This window comes from Sphingomonas sp. BL-S-30, from assembly GCF_055521475.1.
The window spans coordinates 940,742-956,105 of record NZ_CM145481.1 but is presented as its reverse complement, the minus strand read 5'-3'; the positions used below and the strand labels follow the sequence as shown (position 1 = coordinate 956,105).

General features: G+C 63.1%; 6 protein-coding genes. 3 read left to right on the top strand and 3 right to left on the bottom strand.

All coding sequences use genetic code 11. The annotated features are described in order from the left end of the window. Positions 1-21: 21 nt before the first annotated feature. Positions 22-324 (bottom strand): conjugal transfer protein TraD, encoded by a 303-nt coding sequence (locus ACZ1I5_RS04240; RefSeq protein WP_465172498.1) that lies wholly within the window; start codon positions 322-324, stop codon positions 22-24. Between the two features lie 172 nt (positions 325-496). On the opposite strand from ACZ1I5_RS04240, the gene traA reads away from it, so the two are divergent. Next, positions 497-3,313: a Ti-type conjugative transfer relaxase TraA gene (gene traA / locus ACZ1I5_RS04235; protein WP_465172497.1), complete on the top strand. Its 2,817-nt coding sequence runs from the start codon at positions 497-499 to the stop codon at positions 3,311-3,313. Positions 3,314-3,536: 223 nt separating this feature from the next. Here the strand turns inward: traA and ACZ1I5_RS04230 are convergent, their stop codons facing one another. Together ACZ1I5_RS04230 and ACZ1I5_RS04225 are read right to left on the bottom strand one after the other, a co-directional pair. Next, positions 3,537-4,439, bottom strand: coding sequence for a 3'-5' exonuclease (locus tag ACZ1I5_RS04230; protein ID WP_465172496.1), 903 nt, complete (start codon positions 4,437-4,439; stop codon positions 3,537-3,539). A 36-nt stretch (positions 4,440-4,475) separates the two neighbouring features. Continuing rightward, positions 4,476-11,993 carry a CHC2 zinc finger domain-containing protein gene (locus tag ACZ1I5_RS04225; RefSeq protein WP_465172495.1) on the bottom strand — a complete coding sequence of 2,506 codons (7,518 nt, stop codon included), beginning with the start codon at positions 11,991-11,993 and terminating at the stop codon, positions 4,476-4,478. 1,308 nt (positions 11,994-13,301) lie between these two features. Between ACZ1I5_RS04225 and ACZ1I5_RS04220 the strand changes: the two genes are divergently transcribed. Both ACZ1I5_RS04220 and ACZ1I5_RS04215 read left to right on the top strand, forming a co-directional pair. Next, positions 13,302-14,087, top strand: a complete 786-nt coding sequence (locus ACZ1I5_RS04220) for a metallophosphoesterase (RefSeq protein ID WP_465172494.1) — start codon at positions 13,302-13,304, stop codon at positions 14,085-14,087. Between the two features lie 403 nt (positions 14,088-14,490). Beyond that, a complete protein-coding gene (locus tag ACZ1I5_RS04215; RefSeq protein WP_465172493.1) occupies positions 14,491-15,357 on the top strand; it encodes a glycosyltransferase in 867 nt (288 codons plus the stop codon). Positions 15,358-15,364: the final 7 nt, after the last annotated feature.

Below are 15,364 nucleotides of genomic sequence, written 5' to 3'. Positions count from 1 at the left end.
TCGGTTCGTGCCTTCCTGGCTTCAAGCCGATGCGCCGCCGCCCTCGCGCTCCGCTCCGCCTTCCGGCTCCGCGCGAGGGCGGCGGCGAGGCTGGCGCGTGACGCGAAAGAAGGCGGCACCCGCCTTGCGCCAGCCCTCCTTTGTCGCGGCGTCCTTTGCATCCACTGCACCGAGCAGCGCACCGGCAAGCAGGTCAGCGTCGAGCGTGTCGGCCCCGGTCGCTGCCACCAGCTCGCCAAGCTGGCGCACGCGGCGCTCCTTGAGTTGTTTCGCCTTGTCGGCGAGCACTTTCAGTTCTGAATCGAAGTCCCGCGGCTTACGCATCACAGTCTCTATTTTGCTGGCGATGCGAGCATGATAATAGAATTCTGGGAACGATGCTGTAGAGTCGCCGGGACGGTCTGGAGCTACCCGATCCCTCACAGGAATTTTTCGTGTGAGGGCGCGCTTATACGTCGTGCCGACGTCGCTTGTAGATTGTAAGTGGATTGCCGCTATGGCGATCTACCACTTCTCGGCCAAGATCATCACCCGCGCTAACGGATCGTCGACACTCGCGTCAGCCGCCTATCGCTCGGCGTCGCGGCTCTATGACGAGCGGCTCGATCGCCATCACGACTTCTCGAACAAGGCCGGAGTCGTGCACTCTGAGGTCATGCTGCCGGACGGCGCGCCAGAGCATCTCGCTGATCGCGAGAAGCTTTGGAATGCGGTCGAAGCGGCCGAGTTGCGCAAGGACGCGCAACTCTCGCGCGAAGTGGAGTTCGCCATCCCGCGCGAGCTGGACCGAGCCGAGGGCATCCGGCTGGCGTGCGACTTCGTCGAACGGGAGTTCGTCGCGCGCGGGATGATTGCCGACCTAAACGTGCACTGGGACGTGGGCGCCGATGGCAAACCCAAGCCGCACGCGCATGTCATGCTCACCCTGCGGGATGTCGACGAGAACGGCTTCGGCAAGAAGAACCGCGCCTGGAACCGCACCGACCTGCTGGAGAAATGGCGCGAGCGCTGGGCCGAGCATGCCAACCAGCGGCTCGCCGAGCTCGATGTCGATGCACGCATCGATCATCGCAGCCTCGAAGCGCAGGGCATCGATCTTGAGCCCCAGCACAAGATCGGGCCGGCTGCGTCGCGCATGGCGTCGAAGGGGCTCGAACTCGAACGCGTCGATGAGCATCGCGAGATCGCGCGTTCGAACGGTGCGAAGATCATCGCGCAGCCGCGCATCGCGCTCGATGCGATTACCCACAACCAGGCGACGTTCACGACACGGGTCCTCGCCATGTTCGCGCACCGTCATAGCGAGGGGAAGGACCAGTTCGACCGCGTGATGGCGGCGGTGCGCGGCTCGCCGGAACTGGTCGCGCTCGGCAAGGATGGGCGCGGCCAGGATCGCTTCACCAGCCGGGAAATGGTCGAGACCGAGAAGAGGCTCGAGCGAGCCACTGTCCGGCTTGAGGCGGGGCGGCGACACGGCATGGACGAGCAGCATCGTAAGCTCGCACTGGTGCGAGCGGAAATGCGCGGACTGGTGCTGTCGAGTGAGCAGCGCAGCGCCTTCGACCATGTCACCAAAGGCCAGGGGTTTGGAATGGTCATTGGCTATGCCGGCACCGGGAAGTCGGCGATGCTCGGCGTTGCGCGCGAGGCTTGGGAGAGTGCAGGCTATTCGGTGCGTGGTGTGGCGCTGTCCGGCATTGCCGCCGAGAATCTGGAGAGCGGCTCGGGCATCGCTTCGCGAACGATCGCCAGCATGGAGCATCAATGGGCGGGGGGGCGCGAGCTGCTGACCAACCGCGATGTGCTGGTGATCGACGAAGCCGGCATGATCGGTACGCGCCAGATGGAGCGCGTGCTTACCGAAGCCGAGAAGCGCGGCGCCAAGGTCGTGCTGGTCGGCGACCCCGAGCAGTTGCAGGCGATCGAGGCCGGCGCTGCGTTCCGGGCAACTGCCGAGCGGCATGGGAGCATCGAGATCACCGAGATCCGTCGGCAGCGGGAGGATTGGCAGTGCGACGCCACCCGCTACCTCGCGACAGAGCGAACTGCGGAAGCGATCGGCGCATATGCTCGGCACGACCGCATCCATGTTGCCGAGACGCGTGACGGAGCACGCGCAGAGTTGATCGATCGCTGGGATCGGGATCGTTTAGAGGCGCCGGGCGCCTCGCGTATCATCCTCACCCACACCAATGATGAGGTACGTGCGCTGAATACCGCCGCACGCGACCGGCTGCGCGCGGTGGGTGCGCTAGGCGAGGACGTGACGATCACTACCGAGCGCGGGCAACGGGATTTCGCGCCCGGAGACCGGGTGATGTTCCTGCGCAATGAGCGCAGTCTGGGCGTCAAGAACGGTACGGTTGGACAGGTGCAGGCGGTGACCCAGGCACGCATGGCGGTGCTGCTCGACGACGGGCGCTCAATCGCGTTCGATGTGAAGGACTATGCGAACGTTGATCACGGGTACGCCGCCACGGTGCACAAGGCGCAAGGTGTGACAGTCGATCGCGTCCACGTGCTGGCAACGCCAGGGCTCGATCGTCATGCCGCTTACGTAGCGTTGTCACGCCACCGCGACAGCGTCGACCTCCACTACGGCCGCGACGATTTTTCCGACGGACATGCGTTGACCCGGACACTCTCGCGCGAGCGGGGCAAGGACATGGCCTCTGACCATCTGGCCACCGAGCCGGCGCAGGAGCGGCCGGTACCGCGCGACCGGTTCGCGGGGTTGAAGCTGCGCGTGACATCCGATGCTCCGGAGTTGAGCCCATTCGAGCGGGCGGTGGTGCGCGTTGCACGCTCGGTCGCCGACATCGTGCGCGTGCGGACGGAAGGATATGCGGAGCTTCCGCATCAGCGTGCCGCCCTCGACAAGGCGGTCGCTGAAATGGAGGCGCTGCGCCCAGGTGTTAAGCGCGACCTTCAGAATGTATTCAACGCCGATCGCACGACGATCGACGAGGCTGCGAGCGGGCGACCACAACGGACGATCCGGGCCATGATGCTGGAGACCGAGATGCGGGCCGATCCAGCTAGGCGCGCCGACCAGTTCGTTGCGCGCTGGAGCAAGCTGCAGAAGCAGTCTGAGCGCGCCTATGCGGTGGGCGACATAGCGGGCCGCAAAACCATCCAAAGCGAGATGGCGGGAATGGCGAAGAGCCTCGAACGAGACCCGCAGATGGAATCTATCCTTGCAGGCCGCAAGGCGCAGCTCGGGATCACGATTAACACCGGTCGCCGGCTCGGCGCCGAGTTGGCGTTCAATCAAGGAATCGACTTCGGGCGAGGACGTGGGCTTGGGCGCTAAAGTGGGTCGGCTTTGGCCCCATAATCGGTCATTCGCGATGAATATCAGAAGGCCCGAGGCCGGGCGTTCGGCGACTTGGCGCAAGTGTGATCTCAAACGACCGACTGCTAGATGCGGCCAGCACATACTCGTACTGAGGACTGCGCAAAGGTCAGCGCTTGCTCCAGGGAATGCCGACCCGTGAAGATCAGGCTATAGACTATGCCTCGCGCTTCGATGTGGACTAGCGAAACGCTCGGGTATTTCGCGAGGAGTAGCGATCGTACGCGGTAATTTCCCGCATGGGTAAATCGACTTGACGCCGAAAGACCTCATCATGAAGAAATTGAAGTTCCGGCTCAACGCGCATCCTCTCCAGATCAATCCACCACGATCGGGGTCCGAAGTCTGGCGCAGCGTTCCAGCGGTATCCACGTTGCCGCAGAATTTCGCGCGCGTCGTAAGGCGCCTCTACCGCGAAGATCCGCCAACACGCTTTTCGCGCCGCGGTCAAAACCGTTTCGAGAACGCGGCGTCCCGAACGCGGGAGGATCTGAGCTAGAAGCGCTATCCCGGCTTCGCAATCATCCGAAGCGCGGTGGGCGTCGAAAAACAGGCCAAATGACGCCAGCAATTCGCCGAGCCGACGGCCTTCGAACCCTTCGCTTCGCCAATCGACATCCGACATCGTGCAAGCCCAGGGTTTGTTGACAAAGGCGGGAGAGATACGCTCGGCGATGGGCCGGTCGAAGGCGGCGTTGTGTGCAACGACAATCGCGGCGCTCTCGACGAAGCGCGCGATCGCGACTGGATCAATCCTATGCCCTGCGACCATGGCGTTGGTGATCCCAGTGATCCTGGTAACCTCGTCGGATATCGGGGACGACGGCTCTTGGAATTGATGAAACAAGGGGTGGACGGCGACGATAGCTCCATCAAGACGATATTCGAACGGCACGATCGCCAGCTCGATGGCTTCGCAGGTCAGGGGATCGAGACCGGTGCTCTCAATATCAAGGAACATGCCGAGCCGCGTTGAGCTGCCATCGCGCTCGGCGAGGCACGCGGCGAGGTCCAGCCGGCGCAGCACGCGGTAGCGACCCGACGCTTCGAGTTCGCACGCCGCCGCCTCCAGCCGGTCATCCAAGGTGCTGTCCCCGCGCCCACAAGGCACAACCTACCCCTAGAATTTCGACGTGTTGCAATTGCGCGGCACGTCGAGCACGTTCTCGTCGGCTTCCCACGGATGCTTGTCCCCCAACTCGACGACGATTTCCCGCCAACTGTCGTCGACGTACAGCCAATCAGTCAGGGCCGGAAGGACCACCGGCGGCGAGTAGTGCCACCGCTTGTTCCTGAACGCGGCGGCGCGGCGGCGTAGCCACTCAGGATCGTCGGCGAAGCAAACCAGCATATCCAGCGCCGCCACCGTTTTTTGCAGGATTTCGGCGCGCGCCTGTTCGACCAGCGGATCGGGGTCTGGCATGGCGCGTTCGTGGCGCCAACTCGGCTCGGGCGCGTCGAGAACCTCCTGAACGGCGGTAGCGGCCTCGATAAATGTTTTTTGCGCCCCGCCGACGAACCGTTTGCGCGGCACGCGCTCACGCGTCCCACGAGCGTCGGGCGACGTATCGGCCTCGGTCGCGAAAATCAGTGGAAGGTGCGCAACGAGCTGGAGCGATCGCCCCTGATAGTGCGGACGCGGCTTGAGATCGGTGGTCCGGATCGGGTCGATGTCCGCGATCACCATGGCCGCCTCCTTCGTTCCGAGCGCATCGCTATGCTTGCTGTTCAGCTGGAAAATCCCCGGCGCCAACGACCCGTAAGGCGTCGCAGTCTCCGTCCCGGACTTCCAGCCGTCGAGCCCAATAAACGCGCTGCCGCCGACGCTACCCGTCGGCTCCACGGCATTGCAGAACGCTGTCACAAGCCCGGCGGCCAGATATTGGTTCTGTCCAAATATATGATAGTCGGCCGACCGCGACGTCATGGCCGGCAGAATGATCAAAGTCCGCTGCATGGCTTTGCCGCGTGCGAGTTCCGGCGGCTCGTCGATACTGCGGTAGGACGTCCAGCGGGCGAACACGTGCATGTCGTCGTTGAGCGATTCGATGGCGCCCGAGGTCGGCCACGGGATCGCGTAGCGAGAGGCGAGGCTTCTGTTTTCCTCGAGAATGCCGATGTAGTTAGAACTGCTGGCGTGGAGGAACATCTCCGAGCAGACGAGCTCCACGGTGTAGGTTCCGAGCCGGAAGGGATCCGTCTGATGCGTCAGCAGAGGCTGCCACAACTCGTTCGCTGAAGGCCTGATCAACTCGCCCGCTGCAGGCGACGGATAGCGCTTGCGCCGAACCGCGCACTGGATTTGCGCTTTATCTTCTGAAGCCAAGGCATCGATGCAGGTCAGCAAGGCTGAATGCATCTCCCACTCGATTGTACCGGGCGCCCCAGGAGCGAAGGGCTGAAAGAACGGTGAGGGTCCAGTTGATGGGATAGCCGTCGAAATCGACGCGCCATCAGGAACGCGGAAGGTGCCGCACCAGACGGTAAGCGATATGTTCATCGCAGCAAGTTGGCGCGTCAGCCAGTTCACGGTCTCGGGGCGCATGCTGTATTCCGGTAGCACGAGGCCATCTACCTCGAAGCGTGCACAGGCGCGGAGCACTTCGCGCAGGATGGAGCGCCGGCGGCCTTCGGCGATAGATTGGAAAATGCCGCCGGCGTTTACTGTCGTCGCATCGACGCTCTTCCCTCCCAGATCGCGCAAACCTTCGTGCTTGCCGCCGCCCGTACCAGGCGCGTAATAGGTGTCGGCAACATCCCACTGCACGATCGCTATCCGCTGCAGGCCATGGCCGCGCTTAGCCCTCTTGCGCCATAGGCCATCCTGCCATTGAATGATCCGCGCCATCGCGTTAGCGGGCGACAGTGCGGCGGAGAGTCTCTTGCCGTCTTGCGACGGCGATGCGTGGTGCGCCTCAATCACAGACTGCGCGGGCCCGGATTCGGTTCCGATTAATCTGTCATCATCGTGATCGCCAGGACCGCCGACCGTCACATTGGTCTGCGCGCCTTGTGCATTTTCGTTGCTCGGCGCGGAAGGCGTCGATTGATTCACGCCAACCGCCCCGCTTGCGACCGGACCGCCACTCGCGCGCGGCTCGCCGCCGGCCGTCGGTTGCGGCGAGTCGCTAAACGCGACATCGGCGAGGCTTTGCGACACGAGATGGAGCCCAACGACCCGATCGGCGTTCCACGCGACGGAGTAGTGGTAATGAATGCGGCCGTCCTGCTCGTCGCACTCGGTCGACAGCCGGCGCTCGCCCGCGACGTAGGCGACATCGATCTGCCACTCGGACATGCGATGAGAGCTGCCATCCCCGAGGCGGAGCACCGGCCTTCCGTCGACGACCTCGCCGGTCCGCGGATTGACGGTCGAGTGCAGCATGTCGATGCGGATCGCCGCGGCCGTGGACAGATCGGCTAAATGATCTGCAAGGCCCTCGGGAACGGCGGCGCGAAGTGGCGCGAAGGCGTTCCACGGCCAATCTCCGTCATCTGCGGTGTCGGGCGCGGCGGCCGCCACGAATGGTAGCAAGGCGGAAATCGCTTTCGCCGCCAATTCGAGCCCGCCGGGCGTCATGCGCCACAAGGCTGGCCGCTCTTCCTCAGAGCCGGCGTTGGCCGGAGGGGTCACCTGCAACAGGATCGAGACGAGGACAAGCCAGCCGGCCGGCGTGATCGCATCGCGCGCGGCGGCAGCCGCGGTACGGCGCCCGGCGATGATTTGTCCGAAGACCCGCAACACGCGTCGCACCTGGACTTCGGGATCGCCATCGATGGCGCTCTCGGTATCGTCAATCAGGGCGGTCTCACCGCCCAGGTGCGGCATGACGAAGGACAGGTCGATCGGGATGTCTTGCAAGCGTTCGAGACTACCTGCCGGCAAGACGGCCGCCATTTCGAAGGCCAACGCGCGCAGCTCGGCCATGGTCCCGAGCAGAGCGAGCCCGAGGGCAAGCGATTTCAGCGAAACAGCGACCGTCTCGTCAAGGTCTTCCACCCGTGCCTCGACACGGTGCGCTGCGGCAAACCAAGCTGCGGCACTCCGCCGCTGACCGGACGCAGGCGCATGCCCGTCAGGCCATAATCGGCCAGCCGCCGGAAGGGCCCGGCTTACGCGCCGCGCAGCGCGTGCCGCGATCGCCGCCGGCCGGCCGCTGTAGTTAGCATCGCCTGGCGTGCCGAGCCGTTCGCTCATAAACACGCCTTCCGCCGTAGCCGCGACGAGATAAGTCGCCTGCCTCTCGGGGAGCTCGGTCGTCCCGAAGGCGTTGAGCAATCGTAGCGCGCGGGCGATGCGAGTGGGAATGGACCCGTACTCGGATCGCAAACCGGCACCCCAGCGATCGGCGCCGGACAGTCTCGGCAGCACGCGCGCCAGGATCGCGTCGCGGCGATGGCCATCGCGATCAAGCTTGGTATCGCCGTGGCCTTCCAATCCCGCGATATCCTCGGCGGGGCCTTCAGGGCGGCGGCACAGGTCACGGACCGCCCAGCCGTACCGCCAGTGGTCTGCGTCGAGAAGATGAACCGGCCGCGCCTCCAGCGAATTGCCATTGCGCACGAAAGCGTGACCATCAACCGCTTTGCGCGGCGCGGTCCAGCAGACGAGGGTCGCACTGTGAATGTCGGGCGCTCCCCTCGCATCTACAGGGGCGAAGAAGGAGAAGACAGTGGGAACGGGTATCTGTTCGGTCGCGGCGACTAGCAGATCGCGATAGGACCCATATCCTCCTTCGTACAGCGCGGCTATATCGCGGGCGTCCCAATGCAATTCGAGATCAAAGAGCGGCCTGATACCGGCGGCTAGATCGGCTTTCCACAGATAAAGGAAATCGGGCGCGCTGGAGGTCTCCTGGCGCCAGGAAGCTCCGACCGGACGCGGCGCATCGCTGCGCGGGGCGGCAAAGAGCAGATGGCCGGCCTCGCACCAAAGCAAGACACCCGAAGCTTCGAGACCCGGCGGTGATGGTAGCGCCTTGGCGTGGCTCTGGTCCGCGATCATCCGTATCAGCCGAGGCCGAGACTGCGCCATAGCCGCGAAATGCCGGTGGCCTACATTGACGAGCGTCGCCGCGGCGTCGACTTCCACCGGATCGATCTCGGCTGCATCCGGCGCGCCGGGCGTCCAAATTTTCAGGATTTGCTCGACCACCTGCCCGATCCGCGTCGACTGCGGTTCGGCGGGCGGAGCCGGCGACAGATCAGAACCATCGCGGCCGAGCCGTTGCAGTTTGACCAGTGCCGTCTCAAGTCGGCGAAAGGCGCTGCGCGTCTGTTGTTCGGAAGGAACGGTGAGTCCGGGAAGGCCTGGATCGAGGTCGCCATCGTGGCGGTAGAGCGAGAGGCGCAGGCCCTCGGGCAATAAGTTAGTGCCTTCGACGGGCGAGAGATAGGACCTCAGCGCCGCGAACGGATGGTCGTCGAGGGCAAGTTTCGCGTCTTCGAGCACGGAGAGGGCCAGACAGGCGATGATGGCGACCTGGCAGCGGATATCGTGGCGCACCAGAAACGACTGCGCGCCCGCGCCGAGGAAGGTGTTGGCCAAGGGCGTGAAGAGGTCGGCGAGCACCGCTCTTGCCAAACTCACCCGCCGACTCGCCCAGCAGTCGCGCGCATCTTCCTCCAGCGCCTCGGGTATGTGGGCGCGCAGCGCGCGTTCGATCGCTTCGAGCGCCGCGAGCGCGATATCGAACGGAGCGTCGACCGTCCGCGCGCCGACGTCCACGCGAAGCGCTTCGGTCCGAAACGAGCGAGCCATCTCGGCAGCGCCCAAGTTCGCTTGTCCCGCCGCGATCAGCCACAGACGCCGGTAGGCGTTCGCGCGGTCGCCAAACCGCACTTCGGCAGCGCGAAACGCACGTTCCAGTCGCTCGTAGATGCGTTCTGGACGCCTCAGGTCGTCGAGCTCGGGGTCAAACAGGAGACCCAACGCGGTACGGCGATCGATGTCTCCGGCGTCGGCCAGCGGATCCATCGAATCGGTGACGGGCATGTCGGCCAAGGGCCCCGAGAAGCCGAACCCCATGCGGCTGTCAGTCAGCCATTCGCGCGCCTCATCGCGGGTCATCAGCGGCGGCGTGGGGTTCTTGCGGTTGAGCGACAGTCCGCGCAGCTGAAGGTGGGTCTCGATCTTCCGTCGAAGGAGTCCGGCGATGTCGGCGTTCGGGCATATGATGATGATGTCGTCGACGTAGCGGGCGTAGGCCGCGCTGCATCCGCTTCGGCGCCGTTCACCCCGCGCGTCGTCGCGGTCCGTGGCCGCGTCGTTGGCGCTACGTCCACCAAGCTCCCAGGTGTTCTCGGCGTCACTGTCTTCGTAAGCGGCGTCGATGCGCTGGACCTCGGCCCGCATCATGTCGTCGAGGTCGAACAGCGATATATTGGCGAGGTAGGCCGACAGGTCGGGGCCTTGCGGCAGCCCAGTAAGGCGAGCGGCGGCGCCTGTCTCGGGATCGGCATGCTCGCTGTGGAAGGCGTGGCGAAGCAGGAAGTCGGTGAACACATTGGCGCGGGTTGTCGCATCGGCGCCGGTTTCGGGCAGCAGCAGCGGCGCGAAACCAAGCGGTCCGCGGTCGGCCTCGGCAAACTGGCCGAGTGCGCGCTCTAGCGGCCCCTGCAGCGCGTCGCCGATTACATCGCGTCGGACAAATTCGTAGAAGCCCGTGATATCGAGCCGGAGGATCTGCAGGTCCTCGTGCCGATAGCGGCGAATCTTGCTGTCGAGATGGTCGATAAAAGCGCGCCAGCACTCGAAATACGGGCGAAAGATACCTTCGCGCACCGGCGGGGCTTCGCCGTTCACGATCCCCATATCGACCTGGTAGGCGAAGCTCAGCGCCTCGTTCTCGCCTTCGGCGCCCGTCCGGTAGATTCCCTTACCGCCCGTCCGCCGATCGAAGCGAACGGCAGGGATACGGTCGGAGAATCCCGGCGCGCCAGGACGGTCGCGCAGCAGCTCGATCAGCGCGTACTGCTGGAGGAGCGCGTCGGCCGCTACCGGCCCTGCCTTGAGGCGATTGCGCCCACCGCCCTTGGGTAGATGGCGGGCGAGGAGTGGGGCCATCGGGCCGTCGCCTATTTGCAGCCGCTCGCGGTGGACATGGAACAGCGGCGTCGCGGCGACCGCCAGCCGCTCCCAGGCCTCGTCATCGAGCGGATATTCGCGGCGCTGGGTAGAGGAGCGGCCGACGGTCAAGGCGGTGATCAGGTCCGCCCGCGGATCTCCCGCGGGCCCGCGCGTGTCGACCCGGATCGGCGCGGCGGCCGCCGCGACGTCACCATAGCTGCGGATTGCCGCGGCAAAGCCGGCGAGTTTTTCAGCGACAGCAAGGGGCGCCAAGGCCCTGTCCCAGTTCAAATCGGGGAGGCTGTGGCCAATGCGACGCGCGCTGCTCGCCAGTTGCACGGGGGACAGCGCGCCAAGATCGATAGGAAGTTCGCTCAGGCCGGTTCGCACCCCGAGCATGAATTCGAGTGCCCCATAAGCGCTCTGATCGAGTAAGGCGACGGCATCTGCGCGCGCCAGTCCGCGCAAATAGGTGTCGGGATCCGCCTTGTCCGCTTGCGCCGATGGTACGACGACCTCAATCCCGAACGCTGCGCCGCCGCCAAGCATGCGAAGTAGCGAGAGGATGACATCATAGGCGCCGTCGCGCCCCGCAGTGTCTGGATCCAGAAACAGGCGGAAATTAAGAGGCCGATCGGCTTGAGCGGCGATGTCGGCGAGATGTGCGAGCGCCGCGACTTGGCCGGGCGCCGCACGCGATCCGAGCAAGGCGACTGTCTCGAAGCCGAGCGATTCCAGGCGCAACTGATCAAAAATGCCTTCGACGACATAAACTTGGGCGGCGGTACCGCGCAGCTCGCGTCGACTGAGCATGGCTTCCACGCGATCGGCGCCATAAAGCGTGTCGCGGCGGGGGAAGTCGAACGAATAGAGATAGCGCGGATCCTCATTGCCGAGGGCGCGCGCGGCAAACCCGGCGGGTGCGCCGCCGCCGCTCCCGAGCGGAAAAACGATCCGCTTGCCCGAGTAGAAGCCCCGCAGCCAATTTCGCGCTTCTCCCTCCGGGAGCGCCGCGGCTTCGGGACGCAGAATGCCGGCACCGCACAAGGCTTCTTCCAGAACACGATCACCTGACGCCTCGCGACGCAGGGCGGTGAGATCATAGACTCCAGCGCCGACCTTGCGGAGCATGTCGGGCGCAAACCCACGGCGCTCGGCAATGCGCGCGAGCTCGTCCTCGTCGGATCCGCTGCGCACCCGCTCGGCAAATTGCTTGGCACCGCTCCGCCGATCGACAACGGGCCTCCGGGCGCCTTCGGCAAATGAAACGCCTGCGTAAGGCGCCAACCATTTGACCGAATCCCAGAAGTCGAGGCCGTTCCGGCGCTGCACGAGCGAGAGCACATCACCGTGTGCGCCACAGACGAAGCAGTAAAAGTTATCCCGTTCTTGCGCCCGTTGATAAAGATTTAGCGAGGGATTTCGGTCGTTATGAAATGGGCATAGCGCCTTGCGAGGTCGGGACTCTTTTCGATCCACTTGGAGCCCGAGCGCTTTCGCGACGGCGACAATGTCGCTTCGCTGAATTATTTCCCTAATGTCGGCATTCTGCCTCGGTTTCAATGCCAATAGCCCCTCCCCTTGGCCGAAATATCCGTACTCTCGTATTGCGCGACCCTCCTAATTGCTAGCGGTTGCGGCGAGAGCCATCGCGGAGAAGGCGATTGGGCGGGGGCCGTAGCGTATAGTGACGCAGCGCCACCTTGAGGCGTCCAAACATGATTTCCATAAGGCTGCGGCGCCGATGGAGGTGCTTGCGCGAGCGGCGCGCACGCGTCGACCCGACCTTTCGAGGTGCTTCCTGAACGCAAGCACTTGCCATTGGATAGAAGCACATGAACGTTCGTCCGCTTTCAAGGAGCTCACCTGCGCCCGCGACGACCGCAATGTCGGCGGCCTCGACTGAGGGCTCAGTGAGTTCGAAACGACCGGTGCAGCGTAAGCTGACGCTCTCAGCACCGCACGGGAACGATGTGAATTTGTCGTAAGGCGCTGCGCCAATCCGACTATAAGCTACGGCACCTTTCGTCCGTCAGTCGTCTGCAAGCTGCGATTCTGCTTCCGGCCCGAGTCTAGCCGATGGTCAATATACCACACTTCGTGCCCCTCCGCTTACTTATCAGCGGCGGCAGGTGCTCATCCTATTTGATCGCACATGGTCCGCAAAATTAATGGTATATGTGATGGCATCAGCCTCACTACTATGTTCATTATATAGCGATATCAGCGACTTACTTGAGGTTTACCGCTTCCGTAGGGGTCACCATCGTCAGGCGGGAAATGGCGCATTGGCGCCGGTCCGGGCGAGGCAGCAAGGTCCGCGTCCACATTTCGTCCCACAATTTACGGGCTTTGATGAGATGCGTTGGCATATCTTGCCAATCGCAATTACCGGCGGTCACGTCATCGAAATCGGCCACATCCAGCTTGAACGAGGACACATCGCAGCAGGCCTATATCCAGGGCATCTCGACCCGCGCGGTCGATGATCTCGCGAAGGCAAATGGTGATGTCGGGATCTCCGAGAGCCAGGTAGCCGGCTCTGCGAGGCGATCGGCGTTGATCGTCACTTTGCCGCAACGCACAAAAGATATAATGGATACATATGGAGCGATTTGTGTGGATGAGTTTGGTACCGAAACGAGAGTGCGTGAAGCCCACCGAAAAAGGCACGGAGTTTCTCCGCCATTTGGCGTGGTCGAGAAGCGCGAACCGCCATCCGTCGTTTCGGATATTCCGCGACATTGCGGACAGACCGGGAAGCGCGGGAGACTCGTAAATTTCTCGCGAATAGGTTTGCTTACGCATTACGACCATGAGCTAACATTCTGAATTTCTCGTCAGAAACTTGAACCCGGCAAAGATTAACCGCAAAATATGCTAAAAAGATTCTTTTCTCCCAGTACTTCTGTCACGCCAAGGCTGGCTCCTCGAACGCCGCCAGGCGAACGCTTGTATGCAATTGGAGATATCCACGGGCGAGCTGATTTGCTCGACCTACTACTGGACTTGATCGACACTGACGATAGGAACCGCGGGCCGGCACGGACGAGGCTGATCTTCTTGGGTGATTTAATCGACCGAGGCCCGGATTCGGCGGACGTCGTCCAGCGTCTCCTTTTGCTCGCGAAGACCAATACAGAGGCACGGTTCCTGCTGGGCAACCATGAGGAGGTGTTTCTATCTGCGGTCGCCGGCAACCTTGGAGCGGTCAAGTTCTTGCACCGGATAGGTGGAGACACGACGATTACCAGCTATGGTATGAAGGAAGCCGACTATCTCAACGCCAATTTTGATGATCTCATGGAATTTCTGCAGCGTGCGGTCCCTCCATCGCACGTCGCGTTCCTCAGCAGTTTCGAAGATCAGATCAATATCGGCGACTATTCGTTCGTGCACGCAGGGGTCCGTCCAGGCGTCGCCCTTTCGGATCAAAAACCCGAAGACCTCCGCTGGATCCGCGGGGAATTCCTCGGAGCCGGCGAACCATTCGAGAAGATGATCGTGCATGGCCACACGATCAGTCCGGATGTAGACGAGCGTTCAAATCGTATCGGACTTGATACCGGGGCCTATCTGACGGGCCGCCTGACAGCGATGGGCTTCGAAGGTACCGAGCGATGGGTGCTTCAGACTAACCCCGCAGAACCGAAACCAGCCTGAGATCGGACTCTCAACGCCGCATGGTCCCGCGAAGGCGGTGCAATGAATGACGTTCAGCCTATGGCTGACGCGCGCCCGCTTGCGCGGCTCTACTTCGCCGGACTGGCGCCGAAGCCGCCTGGCGAGCGCTCTTACGCGTTCCTTCCTCCGCCGCATCGCCCGACGGATTGTCGCGGTCGTCCGCGCACCGGTATATATAGCTTGGAACTCTGGCTCGTCCCGAAGCGCGTGCAGCAGGTTGAATACCCGACGTCTGGGATTTTATGAGCGCGAACTATTCCACCTGAATGCCGTTGCCCCAGAACAGCACGATGTCTAATGGAAGCGGGTCAAGCATCGCTAGAGGGTAAAGGCCCACAAAACGTTGCCGCTGACCTATGCATCATATTGGGCAGGGTAAGACATGGCCGAATTGCCCTTTTCTGTTATAATCCCTGCACATAACGAGGAAGCTGTGATCCGCCGCTGCCTCGAGGCCATATTAGGCGACGCACCTCCCGATGCACTTCCGGAGATAATCGTGGCGGCCAATGGTTGCAGCGACCGGACAGTCGAGATCGCGCGTGAAGTTGCGCCTCACGCTACTGTGCTCGACCTTCCCAAAGGCTCCAAACCGCTTGCCCTCAATGAAGGCAACGCGCTTGCGACCGTGTTTCCGCGGTTTTTCGTGGATGCGGATGTGATGGTTAGCTACGCGACGCTCGCCGCCACGGCAGCGCTGCTCCGCTCGGGCGAAGCGCTCGCCGCCGCTCCAGCGATCCGGGTGGATACCAGTGCCTCGGGCAAAGCGGTACGTGCTTATTTCCGTGTTTGGCAAAGCCAGCCATATATTCGGGATAACATGATCGGATCCGGGATCTTCGGATTGTCCGAGGCGGGGATGGCACGCGTTGGGCGCTTCCCTAACATCATCGCTGATGATGGCTATGTCCGGACCCGCTTCCGATCGGAGGAGCGGCGCAGCGTCGCCGTCGATGCGAACGGGAAGCCCGCCAGCTTCACCGTCTTTCCACCGCGAGATGCTGGCTCTTTAATTCGCATAGAGAGCCGCCGTCGCGCGGGCGACCGACAGCTCCGCGAAGGCTTCCCGGCGTCGGTGCCACAGGCTGGGACGGGCAGCGGATCGCTCACACGGGCTTACCGGGCCGGTATCTCGCCAATCGATATCGGCACTTACCTGTCAATAAAGACGCTGGGACGCTGCCTCGCGCTTTGGAATCGCCTGCGCGGTCACGCCAATGTGTGGCACCGCGATACCAGTTCACGATAGGAATTCT